The 16,527-nt window shown below is 68.3% G+C and carries 17 protein-coding genes; 6 read left to right on the top strand and 11 right to left on the bottom strand.

The annotated features are described in order from the left end of the window. Window positions 1-74 precede the first annotated feature (74 nt). The 4 genes from QMO76_RS08935 to QMO76_RS08920 all read right to left on the bottom strand — a co-directional run bounded on the left by QMO76_RS08935 (window position 75) and on the right by QMO76_RS08920 (window position 1,711). Window positions 75-275: a hypothetical protein gene (locus QMO76_RS08935; RefSeq protein ID WP_306360725.1), complete on the bottom strand. Its 201-nt coding sequence runs from the start codon at window positions 273-275 to the stop codon at window positions 75-77. After that, window positions 272-448, bottom strand: coding sequence for a hypothetical protein (locus QMO76_RS08930; RefSeq protein WP_306360724.1), 177 nt, complete (start codon window positions 446-448; stop codon window positions 272-274). Before QMO76_RS08930 ends, QMO76_RS08935 begins: the two co-directional genes overlap by 4 nt. Before the next feature lie 168 nt (window positions 449-616). Beyond that, on the bottom strand, window positions 617-868 hold the full coding sequence (locus tag QMO76_RS08925) for a hypothetical protein (RefSeq protein ID WP_306360723.1): 252 nt from the start codon (window positions 866-868) through the stop codon (window positions 617-619). Between the two features lie 93 nt (window positions 869-961). After that, complete coding sequence (locus tag QMO76_RS08920; protein WP_306360722.1) at window positions 962-1,711, bottom strand: GntR family transcriptional regulator; 750 nt, start codon at window positions 1,709-1,711, stop codon at window positions 962-964. Between the two features lie 69 nt (window positions 1,712-1,780). Between QMO76_RS08920 and QMO76_RS08915 the strand changes: the two genes are divergently transcribed. Next, window positions 1,781-2,884, top strand: a complete 1,104-nt coding sequence (locus QMO76_RS08915) for a DUF1152 domain-containing protein (RefSeq protein WP_306361127.1) — start codon at window positions 1,781-1,783, stop codon at window positions 2,882-2,884. Between the two features lie 111 nt (window positions 2,885-2,995). On the opposite strand, the gene QMO76_RS08910 is transcribed toward QMO76_RS08915, so the two are convergent. Beyond that, complete coding sequence (locus tag QMO76_RS08910) at window positions 2,996-3,889, bottom strand: alpha/beta fold hydrolase (protein ID WP_306360721.1); 894 nt, start codon at window positions 3,887-3,889, stop codon at window positions 2,996-2,998. A 92-nt stretch (window positions 3,890-3,981) separates the two neighbouring features. Between QMO76_RS08910 and QMO76_RS08905 the strand changes: the two genes are divergently transcribed. The 4 genes from QMO76_RS08905 to QMO76_RS08890 all read left to right on the top strand — a co-directional run bounded on the left by QMO76_RS08905 (window position 3,982) and on the right by QMO76_RS08890 (window position 7,885). After that, window positions 3,982-4,542 (top strand): CGNR zinc finger domain-containing protein, encoded by a 561-nt coding sequence (locus QMO76_RS08905; protein WP_306361126.1) that lies wholly within the window; start codon window positions 3,982-3,984, stop codon window positions 4,540-4,542. A gap of 24 nt (window positions 4,543-4,566) precedes the next feature. Further along, window positions 4,567-5,085: a PaaI family thioesterase gene (locus QMO76_RS08900; RefSeq protein ID WP_306360720.1), complete on the top strand. Its 519-nt coding sequence runs from the start codon at window positions 4,567-4,569 to the stop codon at window positions 5,083-5,085. A gap of 88 nt (window positions 5,086-5,173) precedes the next feature. Beyond that, window positions 5,174-7,093 (top strand): molybdopterin-dependent oxidoreductase, encoded by a 1,920-nt coding sequence (locus QMO76_RS08895; RefSeq protein ID WP_306360719.1) that lies wholly within the window; start codon window positions 5,174-5,176, stop codon window positions 7,091-7,093. Between the two features lie 171 nt (window positions 7,094-7,264). Then, window positions 7,265-7,885 (top strand): Uma2 family endonuclease, encoded by a 621-nt coding sequence (locus tag QMO76_RS08890; protein ID WP_306360718.1) that lies wholly within the window; start codon window positions 7,265-7,267, stop codon window positions 7,883-7,885. Here the strand turns inward: QMO76_RS08890 and QMO76_RS08885 are convergent, their stop codons facing one another. The 3 genes from QMO76_RS08885 to QMO76_RS08875 form a co-directional block, all read right to left on the bottom strand. Further along, window positions 7,886-9,361, bottom strand: a complete 1,476-nt coding sequence (locus tag QMO76_RS08885) for a DHA2 family efflux MFS transporter permease subunit (protein ID WP_306360717.1) — start codon at window positions 9,359-9,361, stop codon at window positions 7,886-7,888. A gap of 37 nt (window positions 9,362-9,398) precedes the next feature. Next, the gene (locus tag QMO76_RS08880; RefSeq protein WP_306360716.1) at window positions 9,399-10,103 is read right to left on the bottom strand and encodes a helix-turn-helix transcriptional regulator; all 705 of its coding nucleotides are present in this window, start codon (window positions 10,101-10,103) and stop codon (window positions 9,399-9,401) included. Window positions 10,104-10,233: 130 nt separating this feature from the next. Continuing rightward, window positions 10,234-10,635 carry a WYL domain-containing protein gene (locus QMO76_RS08875; protein WP_306360715.1) on the bottom strand — a complete coding sequence of 134 codons (402 nt, stop codon included), beginning with the start codon at window positions 10,633-10,635 and terminating at the stop codon, window positions 10,234-10,236. Window positions 10,636-10,798: 163 nt separating this feature from the next. On the opposite strand from QMO76_RS08875, the gene QMO76_RS08870 reads away from it, so the two are divergent. Further along, entirely contained in the window at window positions 10,799-11,917 is a 1,119-nt protein-coding gene (locus tag QMO76_RS08870; protein WP_306360714.1) for a GGDEF domain-containing protein, read from the top strand. Between the two features lie 28 nt (window positions 11,918-11,945). Here the strand turns inward: QMO76_RS08870 and QMO76_RS08865 are convergent, their stop codons facing one another. The 3 genes from QMO76_RS08865 to QMO76_RS08855 form a co-directional block, all read right to left on the bottom strand. Further along, window positions 11,946-12,374 carry a type II toxin-antitoxin system VapC family toxin gene (locus QMO76_RS08865; RefSeq protein ID WP_306360713.1) on the bottom strand — a complete coding sequence of 143 codons (429 nt, stop codon included), beginning with the start codon at window positions 12,372-12,374 and terminating at the stop codon, window positions 11,946-11,948. Continuing rightward, window positions 12,371-12,586 carry a type II toxin-antitoxin system VapB family antitoxin gene (locus QMO76_RS08860; RefSeq protein WP_306360712.1) on the bottom strand — a complete coding sequence of 72 codons (216 nt, stop codon included), beginning with the start codon at window positions 12,584-12,586 and terminating at the stop codon, window positions 12,371-12,373. The genes QMO76_RS08865 and QMO76_RS08860 overlap by 4 nt, the downstream gene beginning before the upstream one ends. A gap of 154 nt (window positions 12,587-12,740) precedes the next feature. After that, entirely contained in the window at window positions 12,741-16,508 is a 3,768-nt protein-coding gene (locus tag QMO76_RS08855; RefSeq protein WP_306360711.1) for a multifunctional oxoglutarate decarboxylase/oxoglutarate dehydrogenase thiamine pyrophosphate-binding subunit/dihydrolipoyllysine-residue succinyltransferase subunit, read from the bottom strand. Window positions 16,509-16,527 lie beyond the last annotated feature (19 nt).

The raw sequence follows: 16,527 nt of genomic DNA, 5'->3' as shown, positions 1-16,527 counted from the left end.
CAACGTCGAACGGCGGCTCGGCCTCCGCGAGGTACCGGTCGTACGCCGGTACAGCGCCTTGATCGTGGCGTCGTTCATGGTCGGTCCCCGGCGTTGATATCGACCACGGATTCCGGTTCGACGTCGATCACCTCAGGGCCAGCCAGCAGGCTGAGCGCGTCCCGTACTTCGCCGCCCAGCTCCCGCAGCTCCTCCTCGGTGGTGACGGGCCAGCCGTCCTCGCCGACAGGCCAGATGCCGTCGTCACGGTGCTGGTAGGAGATGTGCCCGGTCATGCGCGGCTCCGGTTCGAGTCGGGCACGATCTTCCCGGCGTCCACGAGCACCTTCCACGCGGCAGCCTTGGTCTCGCACGTGTCGGGGTGGCAGTCGATGTGCACCTGCATGGCCAGGCGGGGGTCACGGCGCGCCCATTCCCGGTTGTGGTGATTGAGGTACTCGAACCGCATCGTCACCACCCCCGCAATGGCAGGTAGGTGCGCTGCGACTCAACCTCCAGCCGCGCCTGGAGCTGCGCGAACGGCAGGCCGTGGCGTGGCGGGGCGGCTGGTGGCCGTGGGTAGCGGCGAAGGCGAGTATGCCCGCGATGAGCAGGACGAAGGCGAGGAGTTCCATGGTCACACTCCCGCTGGGACGTCGAGGTGTGCACGGCCGATCGGTGTCTCGATGTAGGCGCGGCCGCGGCGGCTGAGCATCCAGGTCTCACGCCATATGCCGACGCCGGTGACGAGCAGTCCCAGGTAGGCGAGGCGGTCGATGGCGTGGCGGGCGGCTCTGGTGGATATGTCTGCGCTGTCAGCGATGCGGTCGGCGGTGAGATGGCCGCCTGGGGCGAGTGCGGCGAGGACACGCGCCTCGGTCGTGTTCATACCGGTTCCTCCGGTGTGTGCCGTGGCAGATATGAATGCGGCCCTGGCAAGGAGTGGAAAAATTCCGGAGCGGACGGGGTGATCGGCCAGGCCCTAGACGGTAACCGGGAACTCTTGCCGGAAGGCCCACCGGTCGGGCGGATACACGGCCTCGTCGAACTCGATCGGACTATCCCCGCTGTCGTACGCGACGAGCCAGTAGACCAGCACTGCTGACGGGTTCGGCAGACCGAGCACCTCACGCTCCTCGTCGGTGGCCTGTCGCGCCGACACCTGGTCGCGTGCATACAGGGACCGCAGGCCGAAGACATCCGACAGGTATGGAAGCGTCCCGCCGCGAATCCCCTCGGTGGTGTCGAGGAGTCGTGGCGCATCCTTGGTAAACGCGGCGGGGAACCATGAGATCGACAGCTCGGTCGGGCCGCTGATCACGTTCCGGATGATGCGACGCCGCTGCGCTACCTGTGCGCCCACCTCGAGCCCCAGGGCTGACGCGACGTGCGGCGGAGCATCCAGGATGCTTGCCGAGGCGAACTCGACCTTCTCTGTCGGCGAGTACATCGTGCCCATTGCTGCTGCGCGCTCGTATCGCTCACGGGCTCGCGGCGCCGCGTGAGGCTCCAGTACGAAAGTGCCCGACCCCCGCCGGCTTTCGACCAGTCGCTGCTGGCGGAGCACCTGCAGCGCCTTGGCCGCGGTCGGGCGCGCCACCTTCCAATCCGTGGCCAGTTCACGTTCGGAGGGGACCTCGTCGCCCGGTGCGAGATCGCCTCGCACGATCTGGTCGCGGAGGTGTCCGGCGATCTGTAGGTACTTGGGAAGTACCTCCTCGATTTCTGGCAACGCAATCCTTCGGTGAGTACCATATGCCACTAGCCACTATACGGACCTGAAGCAGATGTCGGGGTAGTGATGCATTCCGCGTTAGCGATCGCCGCTGGTGGTGGAGGCGACGCCATCACCGCCGCCATGCTCGCCACTGCCGTGCCGGAACTGCGGGTTAGCGCGATCATGAGCTATTCGTGGGATCGGTTCATGATGGACCCCGCGCCGGGCCCGCGAACACGCGCCGACTTCCAGGGGCTGGTCGAACACTGCGGGGTAGCGACGATCTCGGAGACGTCCACACTGCGGAAAGGGACGTCCACGCTGCCGCGATTGGCGGGCAGCATGGTGCACCCGCTGCTGTTGCTCGAGGCGGAGAACGGCGCGGCCGGGATGGCCGCAAGTATCGGCAAAGCGGCGCGGATGTTCAGCGCCGACGAGTTGATAGTGGTCGACGTCGGCGGCGACATCATCGCCGAAGGCCACGAGAGCGGACTTCTCAGTCCACTGGCCGATTCACTCGCTCTCGCCGCTGCCGTGATGACCGGGCTCCCCACTCGCGTGCTGGTCGCTGGCCCCGGCGTCGATGGCGAGCTGTCGCCGAGCGAGGTGCACGCGCGGTTCGCGGACCTTGGTGCGTACCAGGTCGCGAGCCTGACACCGGCAGATGCTGCGCCGTTCGCCGACCTCTGGTCCTGGCACCCATCCGAGGCGACCTCGCTGCTCGCGATGGCGGCCGACGGCTGGCGTGGCGTGGTTGAGACCCAGCGTCGCGCGGTCATAGACCTGACCGACGATACGACCGGGATCTACGAAGTGGACGGTCAGGCGCTGACGAAGTCATCACTGGCAGGGCTCCTCACATCGACGAGCAGTCTGGACCAGGCGGAGCAGATGTTGCGAAATCGCCGCGGCGGCCGGAGTGAACTCGATATCGAACGTCGCAAGGCTGCCGGCGAGCATTCCGAAGTCCGGGTGCCGACCCCCCGATCATTGAACGTCATCGACGCATACGGCAGCCATGCGCGGGACCGCGGTATTGATGCGCTTACTTTGCGACGCGTCGCCGAGTTGGTCCATGCCATCAGTCCGGCCACCACCCTGAAGCTGCGGGAGCTTCTGGCCTCGCAGCGCCGCGGGAACTTCTATCCGCCGCTGTATCGAGTCGGTTCGGCTAGCAGTGGTTTGTAAGCGCGTCTTCGATCACGGAACTGTTCCTGACGATTGTGGTGCTGGCGGGCTGTTAGTGGGTGTTTCGGGTCCTTCGGGGCCGGCACCGCCAGGGTTGTGGTGACAGCCGATTCACTTCCGAACGGACCGAACGGCGGGTGTGTGGACGCGGTCCAGGAAATCGGCGATGAGCGGGGCGATCTCGGCGAGGTGGGTTTCCAGGGCGAAGTGGCCGGTGTCGAAGAGGTGTAGTTCGGCGTCGGGGAGGTCGGTGCGGTAGGCGTGGGCGCCGGGGGCGGGGAAGAAGGGGTCGTTCGCGCCCCAGGTGATGAGGGTGGGGGGTGTGTGGGTGCGGAGCCAGGACTGCCATTCGGGGTAGCGGCTCACATTGGAGTGGTAGTCGAAGGCGAGGGCTACCTGTGCTTCCTTACGGCCGGGGAGGTCGAGGTAGTGCTGGTCCAGGGTCCAGCCGTCGGGGGAGAGCAGGGTGGGGTCGGGGACTCCGTGTTCGTACTGGCCGCGGGTGCCCTCCAGGGTGAGCAGCTGGCGGATGGCGGCCTCCGCGCCGTCCTGGTCGGGGCGCAGCGCGATGAAATCCTTTGCGCCGTCGGAGAGACCGGCCTCGTAGGCGTTGCCGTTCTGCACCACGAGGGCGGAGATCCACTCGGGGTGGCGGGCGGCGAGGCGGAAGCCGACCGGTGCGCCGAAATCGAAGACGTACATGGCGAAGCGGGTCAGGCCGAGGTCCTGCACGAAACCCTCGGTGATATCGGCCAGCCGGTCGAAGGTGTAGTCGAAATCGGCTGGGGTGACGGTGTTTCCGAAGCCGGGGTAGTCGGGGGCGATGAGTCGGTAGCGGTCGCCGAGTAGGTCGATGAGGCGGCGGAACTGATGTGAACCGGAGGGGAAGCCGTGCAGGAGCAGCAGGACGGGGGCGTCTGCGCGGGTGGGGGCCGATTCGCGGTAGTGGACCTCGACACCGTCGACGGTGCGGGTGCGGTAGTGGACCAGGGGGAGGGCGTTCATCGGATTCACATGCTTTCTAACGGAGATGATGCATTAGTTTCTAGCTTGCCCGGTTCTAATGTGTCAAGTGCTTGAGTTAGCATTAGGGAGTGATGGAGCTCGAACCGCTGATCGGCGAACCGCTGGCCCTCGACCTGGTGAACACCCGGCCGGTCGGCGGTGACCTGCTGGAAACTCCGGAACAGCTGGCGCACTGGCTGGCGCTGGAGGGCGACCGGCTGCCGGAGTCGGCGGCCGTGCGTCCCGGACCCGCGGAGCTCGAAGCGGTGCGGGCAGTCCGCGAACACGCTGCCGCCGTACTCGACGCCGTGCTGCACCACCGCCGCCCCCCGGCGGCGGCGCTGCGCGGACTGCACGAAGCGCAATCCGCCGCGCCCGCCATTCGACGGTTGGACTGGAACGGCGCGACACTGACCGCCACCCCGCACCGCGCGGGGAACGCGGCCGCCCGCCTGGCCGCGACCCTGGCCGACGCCGCCGCGGACCTCTGCACCGACCCCGCGGTGGCACGCGTGAAGCGTTGCGCCGCAGACGATTGCGTCATGCTCTTCCTCCCCGCCCACCCCCGCCGCCAGTGGTGCTCCGCCGAACGCTGCGGCAATCGCGCTCGCGTGGCCCGCTACTATCGGCGACACAGAGCCGACCCGCGCTGACCGATCGCGCCCTAGACTGCCGAAATGGGCTCGAGTACGGTCGGTTTCGGGGAACGCGGCATATCGGCACGACTGCTGACCCCGCGTCGGCTCGCGAAGGTCATGAGTCTCGCTCCGCCACTGCTGTTCCTGGGCGTCCACGTGGAACCGTTCGCCGACGACTGGACCTCGGTCACCGTGCGCCTGCGGGTGCGGCGCTGGAACTCCAATCACAATGGCGCGGCGCCCGGCTGGTCGCTGTTCGCCATGACCGATCCCTTCTTCGGCATGATGGCGCAGGGACAGCTCGGCGGCGCGTACCGGGTGTGGAACACCACCGCCGAGATCGACTTCGTGCGACCCGGCCGCGGCACGGTGTACTCGACCATGGAGATGCCGCGCGCGGTGGTGGACGAGATCCGTGAGCGGACCGCCGACGGCTCCAAATCCGAGACCGAACACGAGGCGCGCATCGTGGCCGCCGACGGCGAGCTGGTCGCGCGCGCGAGCCAGCGGCTGTACGTGCGGCGGGCGCGGGAGAGCGGCGTACCCGCATCGCCCTGACACGCCGTATCGCCGCGGGCCGTGACGTCACCGGAATGTCATAACTTGCCGCAGCTCAGCGGCTCGCACCGGCAGTAGGGTCGGAGGCGTGGCCGAACGGGAACTGCGGGTAGCGAGTGGCATCGTGGCGGCCGGGGCGATCCTCGGCGCGGCCGAACTGCTCGCCGCGATCGTCGCCGTGCAGAGCGCGCCGCTGGCCGCCGTCGGGGCCGGGGTGGTCGACCACACGCCGGACACGGTGCGCGAGTGGGCGATCGACACCTTCGGCACCAGCGACAAACTCGTGCTGTACCTCATCATGGGCGCGGTCGCGGTGACCGTGGCCGCCGGTGCGGGACTGTTGGAACGGGTGCGCCGACCGATCGGATCCATCCTGTTCGGGGCCTTCGGCGTGCTGGCGGCGGTGGCGGCACTGGACCGTCCGCAGGCGGTCTGGACGTGGGCACTCCCCACGCTCGTCGGCGTACTCACCGGGATTGCGTTGCTGCGCACATTGACCCGCCGGATCGCAGACCTAGCGGAGCGGACGAGCGCCCAGGAGCCATATCGCGCGTCCGGAACCGGCGGCACGAGAGCCGATGTGCCCGCCCGTCCGCAGGGTGTCGACTTCGCTGTGGATGGCCACACGTCGCCACCGCGCCGCACAGCGGAGCCGACCGGCGGTGACCACAACGCGCGGGCGGGAGACTCCGATCAGGCCGGACCTATCGCGGAGCCACATCCCGGTGTTCGTCCGGAGCCGAGCCGTGGAAGTGACGAAGGCGGTGCCGAGTCCGGCCGCGAGACCGTCTTCCCCGAACCGCTCGGCCCGCCGCTGGCGAGTGACCTCGCTCGGGCGGGCGGCACCGCGGCATCGGGCGGCAGCATGAGCACGGGCGGCGGTCCGGTTGAGCGTGACCGCGGCACGGCGCCCGCGTCCACCGTTGCCGATTCGGCCCGCATGGACCGGCGGGCGGCGGTACGCGGCATCGCCGTCGCGGGGGTGGCCGCGGTGGCGGCCGGGGCGGTCGGCCGGTGGCTGGGGGCGCGGGCCAGGGATGTGTCGGGGGAGCGGGCGGCGGTGACCTTGCCGCCGCCGAGCGACCCGGTGACGGTGCTCGAGGGGGAGGCGGATCTGCGGCTGCCGGGGTTGACGCCATACGTCACCCCCAATGCCGACTTCTACCGGATCGACACCGCGCTCATCCTGCCGCAGGTCAGCACGGACGACTGGGCGCTGCGCATCCACGGCATGGTGGATCGGGAAATCCGGCTGACCTACGCCGATCTCGCGACCCGGCCCGCCATCGAGCGGCTGGTGACGCTCGCCTGCGTCTCCAACCCCATCGGCGGGGACCTCATCGGCAATGCCAGCTGGCTCGGATACCGCTTGGACGAACTGCTGGCCGAGGCCGGGCCGCATCAGGACGCCGATATGGTGCTCTCCCGCAGCGCCGACGGCTGGACCGCGGGCAGCCCGCTGTCGGTGCTCACCGACGGCCGCGACGCCATGCTCGCCGTCGGCATGAACGGCGAACCGCTGCCGGTCGCGCACGGCTACCCGGCCCGGCTGGTGGTCCCGGGCCTGTACGGCTACGTCTCCGCCACCAAATGGGTCACCGAACTGGAGGTCACCAGATTCGATCGCGCCCAGGCGTATTGGACCCGGCGCGGCTGGTCGGCGCGCGGTCCGATCAAAACCGGCACCCGCATCGACACCCCGAACTCCCGCTCCCGGCTGAGCCCGGGACGGGTGGTCGTCGCCGGTATCGCCTGGGCGCAGCATCGCGGCATCCGCGCCGTGGAGGTCCGCGTCGACGACGGCGACTGGCAGCCCGCTCGGCTGGCCGCCGAACCCTCCGTGGACACCTGGCGGCAATGGGTCTTCGAATGGGACGCCACGCCCGGCGACCACACCGTCACCGCCCGCGCCACCGACGGCACCGGCGCGGTGCAGACCGCCGAACGCCGGGACGTGGTGCCCGACGGCGCGACCGGACACCCCCCGGTCACGGTGCGAATCGGCTGAGTTGTACCTCTGGGTCGGACTTTGATGGCAGAGTGTCAGCTGATTTCGTGAGGCCCGGGACAATCCACCGGGTACGCCCAGAGCAGTTCGGCCAACCGACAGCCGGCACGCGTGCATGACCGTTGACGGCACCCGAGCCGTGCGCCGAAGTCACGGAGAGGCGGCACCTGCATGACCCGTGTTTTGGATTGGGCCCGGCCGGAGAACCTTCAGCCCGAGCCCATCACCCTCGATATCTGGAAGCAGCTGCCGCACGAGTTCCGCCGACTCGTCGAGGTGGTCAACGGTGACGCCGTGCGGGCCGACAAACCCACCCTCGCGCAGCGCAATGCGGCGCGGCGGCTGTCGTCCATGCTGGAGACCGGGGCCGAGAAGCATATGAACCGCTACAACGACGGCTGGCTGTTCGTGGCGACCGATCTCGATGTGCTGCTGTGGGATCTGCCGCGCGTCACCGTGCGCCGCCCGGACGTGGCGCTGTTCTGCGGTGAGCCCTCCGATTTCGGCCCCATGCCCGCCGCCCGCATCAAGATCGCGGTGGAGGTGGTGTCCCCGGCCACCGAGCGCGTGGACACCGCCGACAAGACCGCCGAATACGCGCTGGCGGGTATCCCCTGGTACTGGCTGGTGCGGATGGACGGCGAGCGGGTGGCGTCCATCGACATCCATGTGCTGGTGCTGCGCCAGTACCGCCTGCACAAGCGGCTCCGGGCCGAAGTGGACTCGACCCTGGTGGAGATGCCGATCGAGATCCGGGTGGACTGGCACCGCCTGACCGGCCTGCTGCTCTGATCAGCGCACCGAATCCGCCGTGGCGGGTTGGGTTTTCGGCCGGTCCGGGCTGGGGCGGCCGACGAACAGCGCGGAGGCCACGACCCCGACCAGCAGCACGCAGGCCGGAAGGTACATGGACTGGCTCAACGCCGTGCTGATCTTGTCCAGCACCTCCGGCGGCATCGCGCCCATTCCCGGCGCGCCCTCGCCGATCGGACTGTCCGACGGCAGCCCCTGCGCCGCGATGCGCGCCGAGAGCAGCGCGGCGACGGCGGCCGAACCGAGCACCGAACCCACCTGGCGCGTGGTGTTGTAGACGCCCGCCCCCGCCCCGGCCTGCCGCACCGGCAGATTGTGGGTGGCCGTGGTGGCCAGCGGCGCCCAGATGCAGGCGTTGGCGATACCGGCGATGCCGCCGATCACCAGGAACACCGGAATCGGCGTATCCGGCGTCATGAACACGGCGAAACCGAACGTCGTGGTCGCGAACAGGGCGAAACCGACGGTCGGAATGACGCGCGGCGGCGTCCGATCCGACAGCTTGCCGATGATCGGCGCGCACACGCCGGTAATGATGGCCATGGGGGCCAGCACCAGCGCCGACCGCGTCGGCGACAGATCCCGCACCTGCTGCAGATAGAAGTAGAACGGTACGAAGATCGCGGTCACCGCCGCGCCCATGGCGGCGATGCCCAGATTGGACAGCGCGAAATTACGGTCCCGGAACAGGCTCAGCGGCACCAGCGGTTCCCCGGTATTGCGGGCCTGATTGACCAGGAACAATCCGAGCACCACCACCCCGGCGACGATCAGCGCCCAGATGACGGCGTCCCAATCCCGGCTGTTGCCCTCCTGAATGCCGAAGACCAGCAGGAACATGCCGACCGCGCTGAGCGCCACGCCCACCAGATCGAACCTGTGCGAACTGGTGTCCAGGGCGGGCACCAGCCAGACGGCCAGACCGAAGGCGATGATGCCGACCGGCACATTGATGTAGAAGATCCACTCCCAGCCGTGCGAATCCACCAGGAAGCCACCCAGAATCGGGCCGACCAGCGTGGCCAGACCCGCGACGCCACCCCACAGCCCCATGGCCGCACCGCGCTTGTCCGGCGGGAAGGTGCGGGTGATGACCGCCATGGTCTGCGGGGTCATCAGCGCCGCGCCGAGACCCTGCACCGCGCGCGCCGCGATCAGCATCTCGATGGAGCCGGACATGGCGCACCACAGCGAGGAGGCGGTGAAGACGGCCAAGCCGAGCAGGTAGACGTTCTTGGGGCCGAAGCGATCTCCGAGGCGTCCGGTGACCAGCAGCGGTACCGCGTAGGTGAGCAGGTAGGCGCTGGTCACCCAGATGACGCTGTTGATATCGGCGTGCAGGTCGGTCATGATCGCCGGATTGGCCACCGCGACGATGGTCATATCCAGCAGGATCATGAAGAACCCGACGACCAGCGCGTACAGCGCCAGCCACGGATTGCGTCGAGTGGTCATGGTTGTCGTTCCTCGTCCGGGTGGTGGGGTGGGCGGTTCATGGTGTGGGAGGGGTGCCACCGCCTTTCCGAACCTCGTCGAAGATGTCGTCGGTGACGGCGGCGGCCCAGTCGTGCCCGAGCCGCTCGTCGGGGGCGGGCAGGCGTTCGCCGGTCTCCGGATCGAATGTCTCCCAGGGGAGTTCGCCGCTCTCCAGTTCGGCGACGAGATCGCGCAACCAGTCGATCTCGGTGGCCTGCTGGGCGCGCAGATAGTCCAGGACCATCCAGTAGCGGCGGGGCACACTCTTGCGGCGTACCCAGGCGCGCAGGGCGTCGAGTTCGGCGATGTCGCCGTCCAGCCGGGCGATGCGTTCGCGCAGCGCTTCGAGCACCTGTTCGCGGGGCAGATTGTGGGATTCGGCCAGCGCCACCGGGAAGATCGGGTACTCGCGCAGCGGCCGCCGGAGCAGTTCGGTGACCTGGCCGCGCAGGACGGCGCGGCCCGCGTCGGTCATGCGGTAGATGGTGCGTTCCGGGCGGTTCCCGGCGCGGTCGGTGCCCTCGGCGGCCGCGAAACCGTGCAGGGTGAGGCGGTCCACGGTGTGGTACAGCGACCCCGGCCGAATCTTGATCAGGTGGTCTTCGCGCCGGGTCATGAGCAGTTGGTACATCTCGTACGGATGCATCGGCCGCTCCTCCAGCAGGGCGAGCACCGCGATCGCCATCGGCGTCAGCGATGCGCCCGCCGACTTCCTCGTCACCACCACGCCCTCTCCGGACTATCCCGCGCCGTATATTCCATGCGGAATATACGGCGCGGGAGCCCGGGCGGCAAGGCGGTGTGAGAGCGCTCATGGCGGGGTAGCCGTGGTAGCGAAGGCCGTGGCGCGCTCAGTCCGGCAGCGCCCGGCGGTAGCGCGCGATCAGGGTGCGCAGCGCATCGGCCAGTTCCGGCGCGTCCACCACCTCGAAATCGGCGTCGAGCATGCCCACGTACAGGGCGAGCTGGAGCGGATGGTCCGAGCCGGGCGTGAAGGCGCACCGGTCCGCGCCCAGTGACTCGATCTGCACTGGAATCGGAAGCCGCTCCCGCACATGGCTTTCCGGAGCGTGCACGATGATCCGCGCCCGGTACCGCCACGTGCCCTCGCCGACCCCGCGCTCAACCCGCGCGCTGATCTCGTGATCGGGCGGCAGCGCGTGGGCGCGGTCCGCGGGGCGTGGCGAGCAGAACGCCGCTGGGGTGCTCGAGAGTGCCCGCGCCGGGCGAATGGCGCGAACCGGGGCGCGCATGGCCGTTGTTGCGCGGGCGCACCGAGGGCCTCCCATCGCAGATCGGGAACCATCGGGGGTTGCCCGGGTAGGGCGGTATGTGCTGGGGTGTGTGCACCGGGGCGCGGTCGGGGGATCGTCCCATATGGCGGGATTCGATGTTCGGCGGAAGAAGGGGCGTTCTTTGCCGACGGGTGGTGAGCGGGACAGGTACGCGATCGTTCGCGCCTGGTGGAACGATCCGGTGGACTACCGGTGGCTGCTGCGGACCTTGGCGGCGCGCTCGGCGGACTGGCCCGTGCGGATCGTGGTCGGCGCGGGCGGGGCCGTCATGGCGGTGATCTCGGTGCTCACCTGGTTGTCCCCGGCGGGACCGCACGGGACGGTGGGGTATATCGTCTTCGCGTTCGTGACCTGCGGGGCGACGCTGTGGGCGTTGCGCTGGTGGTTGGGGCCGTGGCCGGGGGAGAACGAATCGCTGCTGCTGATCGGGGCGGCCGACCTGCTGGTGGTGTCGGCCTGCCTGATGGATCAGGACCGGGTGTACGGGTCGATCGGCGCGCTGCTGCTGGTGGTCACCGGCGGTTACGTGAGCGTCTTCCACAGCCCGCGGGCGCTGGCCGCCCACGCCGCCTTCTCGCTGGCGTCGGTGATCGTGCTGGCGGCACGGCTGGCGGGGGAGAGCGGCGATGTGGCGCTGGCGGTCGCGATCATCCTGATCATGGCCGTTGCCATCGTGGTGGTGCTGCCCGCCGTGCACTTCTGCTACTGGGTGCTGCGCACCGACGCGCTCACCGATGCCCTCACCACACTGCTCAACCGCCGCGGCCTCGACTACTACCTGTCCGGCCGGTTCGGTGTGGACGACGGCCGCGCGGTCTGCGCCATGGTCATCGACCTGGACGACTTCAAGGCCGTCAACGACACCTACGGGCATTCGGCGGGCGACGACATCCTGGTCCACACCGCGGCCCGACTACGCGCCTGCGCCGACGGCGACACCCTGGTAGCCCGCAGCGGCGGCGAGGAGTTCGTCGTCCTCGCCCACCTGGACCCGGCCGCCGCCCGGGCCGCGGCCGAACGCCTCTGCCACGCCATCGCCACCATGACCGGCCCGCACACCCCCGTCACCGCCAGCGTCGGCGTGGCCGCCTTCGAACACGGAGCCACCGCCGACGACCTGCTGCGCTGCGCCGACGCCGCCATGTACCAGGCGAAACAGTCGGGCGGCAACACCGTCGTACTCGCGGGTCGATCCGCGGCCAACCCTCCGTCAGCCGCACTGGGCAGCGGGACACCTTAGCCTTGGCTGCGGTTGCGCACCTGTCCGGTCACGAGGGTTCGATTCGCAGTTGCCTCAGTTCGGGCACCGCACGCTGGATGGTGGCGAAGTCGGTGTCGTTGTGGACCACGGTCGCGTCGTGACGCAGAGCGACGGCAGCGATCTGGATATCCGTGGTCTGGGCACCGCGACCAGCACCAATCTTCCACAGCGCGCCGCGAATTCGGCTGACCTGCTGCTCTACGTCCGAATCTGTTGCGAGCCAGCGAAATACGGAACCGTAGAGCTCGGTGATGAAGGTCAGGTCTCGCTTGTTGCGAGCGCTGAAGCGAGCCTCGTCCATGGTCACCATCGAGGAGCACAGCACGCCCAGTACCGCCAGCTCGTCCACCTTTCGGCGAGTGGTCGGCTGCGACCAGTAGTGCGACATCACGGACTGGTCCAGGAGATAGCGCGGACGATCGCCGGGAAGTGTCACGACCGACCCGGTGCCGACGGGTCGTCGAGCTCCTCATCGGTGAGAAACGGATTGTGGTCCATGCGCTTCAGTCGAGTCAGCGCCTCACGCTGCCGGTACCCCTGGACCAGCTCCGTCATGGCGAGGTTGATGACGGCCTTCTTCGTGGAGAGTCCGGTGAGGCGCATCGCCTCTGCCAGGATCTCGTCGGGAATCTCGACGGTCGTAGCCATACGCACCTCCGTATTATGAAGAATCGATATTCATAATACGTGGACTTCGTGATATCGAGGTTGCCGTGGTGGAACGCATCCGGACGCCGCGGTGCCGGCCGCGAATCGTTCGAGTGAACGACGTCGGGCCCGGCACCGCGGACGGGGTACTGAGTCAGGCAGTAGCCGCGAACGCCTCTTCGATGATCTCCTGCTGCTCCACCGCGTGCACCTTCGACGAACCCGAGGACGGGGCCGACATGGCGCGACGGGAGATGCGGCGCAGCTTGCCGAACCGGGCCGGGAGGATCTCCGGCAGGTTCAGGCCGAAGAACGGCCACGCACCCTGGTTGGCGGGCTCCTCCTGGATCCACACCAGATCGGTGGCGTTGGCGTAGCCCTCCAGCGCCTCGTTCAGGCGGAACTTCGGAATCGGGTACAGCTGCTCGACGCGCACGATGGCCACATCGTCGCGGCCGCGCTTCTGCTTCTCCGCCACCAGCTCGTAGTGGAGCTTGCCGGAGGTGAGCAGCACGCGCTTGACCTTCGACCGGTCGCCGTCGCCGCTCTCGTAGGTCGGCTCCTCCAGGACGGTGCGGAACTTGTTGTCCGTGAAGTCCTCGATATCGGAGATCACGGCCTTGTTGCGCAGCATGGACTTCGGCGTGAAGACCACCAGCGGGCGGCGGATGCCGTCCAGGGCGTGGCGGCGCAGCAGGTGGAAGTAGTTGGACGGCGTGGACGGCACCGCCACGGTCATCGAGCCCTCCGCGCACAGCTGGAGGAACCGCTCGATGCGGCCGGAGGTGTGGTCCGGGCCCTGGCCCTCGTGACCGTGCGGCAGCAGCAGCACGACCTCGGAGAGCTGACCCCACTTGGCCTCACCGGAGGAGATGAACTCGTCGATGATGGTCTGCGCGCCGTTGACGAAGTCACCGAACTGCGCCTCCCACAGCACCAGCGCATCCGGATTGCCCAGCGAATAGCCGTATTCGAAACCGACGGCGGCGAATTCGCTCAGCGCCGAATCGTGCACCGCGAACCAGCCGGCGTTCTTCGACCCGATGTTGTGCAGCGGGGTGTACTCCGCGCCGCTCTTGCGGTCGATGATCACCGAGTGGCGCTGGGTGAAGGTGCCGCGCCGGGAGTCCTGACCGGTCAGGCGCACCGCGTGCCCCTCGTCGATCAGGGTGCCGAAGGCGAGCAGTTCGGCGAACGCCCAGTCCACCTTGCCCTCGTAGGCCATTTCGCGGCGGCGCTCCAGCACCGGCTTGACGCGCGGGTGCACGCTGAAGCCCTCGGGCACGTTCACGAACGCGTCGCCGATGCGCTGCAGCACCGTCTTGTCGACGGCGGTGACCATATTCGGCGGGATCTGCTGGTCGTCCTCCACCGACTCCGACGGCTCCGGCCGGTATTTCTCCAGCTCGCGAACCTCGTTGAAGACGCGTTCCAGCTGACCCTGGTAGTCGCGCAGCGCGTCTTCGGCTTCCTTCATGGAGATGTCGCCACGACCGATCAGGCTCTCGGTGTAGATCTTGCGCACCGAGCGCTTGGTGTCGATCACGTCGTACATCTGCGGCTGGGTCATCGACGGGTCGTCGCCCTCGTTGTGACCGCGGCGGCGGTAGCAGATGAGGTCGATGACGACGTCCTTGTTGAACTTCTGCCGGTAGTCGACGGCCAGTTCGGCCACCCACACGCAGGCTTCCGGATCGTCACCGTTCACGTGGAAGATCGGCGCACCGATGAACTTCGCGATGTCGGTGGAGTATTCGGTGGAGCGCGAGTACTCCGGCGCGGTGGTGAAGCCGATCTGGTTGTTCACCACGATGTGCACGGTGCCGCCGGTGCGGTAGCCGCGCAGACCCGACAGGTTCAGGGTCTCGGCCACCACGCCCTGGCCCGCGAAGGCCGCGTCGCCGTGCAGCATGAGCGGCACGACGGAGAAGTTGCGCTCCTCCTCGCCCTTGGTGGACAGGTCCTCCTTGGTGAGCAGGTCCTGCTTGGCGCGGACCAGACCCTCCAGCACCGGGTCCACCGCCTCCAGGTGCGAGGGGTTGGCGGTCAGCGACACCGTGATGTCGTTGTCGCCGAACATCTGGATGTAGGTGCCCTGCGCACCCAGGTGGTACTTCACGTCGCCGGAGCCGTGCGTGGCGGCCGGGTTCATATTGCCCTCGAACTCGGTGAAGATCTTCGAGTAGGGCTTGCCGACGATATTGGCCAGCACGTTCAGGCGGCCGCGGTGCGGCATGCCGATGACGACCTCGTCGAGGGCGTGCTCGGCGCACTGATTGATGACCGCGTCCATCATCGGGATGACCGACTCCGCGCCCTCCAGCGAGAAGCGCTTCTGGCCCACGTACTTGGTCTGCAGGAAGGTCTCGAACGCCTCGGCGGCGTTCAGGCGCGACAGAATGTACTTCTGCTCGGCGACCGACGGCTTCGCGTGCTTCTGCTCGACCCGGTCCTGAATCCACTGCAACTGCTCGGGATCGAGGATGTGGGTGTACTCCACGCCGACGTGGCGACAGTAGGCGTCGCGCAGGATGGACAGCACGTCGCGCAGCTTCATGCGCTCCTGGCCGTGGAAGCCCGCCACATTGAACTCACGGTCCAGATCCCACAGGGTCAGGCCGTGCTCGGTGACATCCAGATCCGGATGCGAGCGGAACTTGTCCTTGACCAGCCGTAGTGGATCGGTGTCGGCCATCAGGTGGCCGCGGTTGCGGTAGGCGGCGATGAGCTCCTGCACGCGCACGCTCTTGTCGACGCCGCGCTCGGTGACGTCGCGGCGCCAGCGCACCGGCTCGTAGGGCACGCCCATGCCGTGGAAGATCTCGTCGTAGAACTCGTCGGAGATCAGCAGCTGGTGGATGGTGCGCAGGAAGTCGCCGGACTCCGCGCCCTGGATGATGCGGTGGTCGTAGGTGGAGGTGAGCGTCATCAGCTTGCCGATACCGATCTCGGCGAGCTGGTCGTCACCCATGCCCTGGAACTCGGCCGGGTACTCCATGGCGCCCGCACCGATGATCGCGCCCTGACCCGGCATGAGCCGCGGCACCGAATGGTTGGTGCCGATGGTGCCCGGGTTGGTCAGCGAGATGGTGACGCCCGAGAAGTCCTCGATGCCCAGCTTGCCGTCGCGGGCGCGGCGGACGATGTCCTCGTAGGCACTGTGGAACTGCGCGAAGGTCATTCCTTCGCAGTTCTTGATGGCCGCCACGACCAGGGAGCGGTTGCCGTCCTTGCCGGGCAGGTCGATGGCCAGACCCAGGTTGGTGTGCGCCGGGGTGACCGCGTTGGGCTTCCCGTCGATCTCGGCGAAGTGCCGGTTCAGGTTCGGGAAGGACTTGACCGCCTGCACGATGGCGTAGCCGAGCAGGTGGGTGAAGGAGATCTTGCCGCCGCGGGTGCGGGCCAGGTGATTGTTGATGACCAGCCGGTTGTCGATCATCAGCTTCGCCGGGATGGCGCGCACGGAGGTGGCGGTGGGGATGGTCAGGGACGCCGACATGTTCTTCACGACCGCCGCGGCGGGCCCGCGTAGGACCTTGGCCTCATCGCTCGCGTCCGCCTTCGGCGCACCCGCGGTGGGGGCGGCGTTGGAGGCGGGGGCGGGAGTGGTCTGCGGGGTGCGCGCCTGCGCGGGAGCCGGAGCCTTGGCCTTGGCCGGTGCCGGGGCGGGCGCGGCGGCGGGCTTCGGGGCGGCGGGCTGCGGAGGGGCGGGAGCCGGAGCGGGGGCGGCGGCAGCGGCCGGGGCGGCGGCCTGGCTGTTGCCGTCGGCGTTGTTCTCCGGTGTGTAGTCGGCGAGGAACTCGTGCCAGCTCTCATCGACAGACGACGGGTCCTGTTTGTACTTCTGGTACATCTCGTCGACGAGCCACTGGTTCTGTCCGAACTGGTCTGTTGAGCTGCTCACAGCAGGTGTTCGCCTCATTTCGTTCTTCGCGCTGCGA

Source organism: Nocardia sp. CC227C (assembly GCF_030767025.1).
GTDB lineage: Bacteria > Actinomycetota > Actinomycetes > Mycobacteriales > Mycobacteriaceae > Nocardia.
Note: the sequence above shows the minus strand (reverse complement) of the source record. Positions and strands in the feature narration are given on the sequence as shown.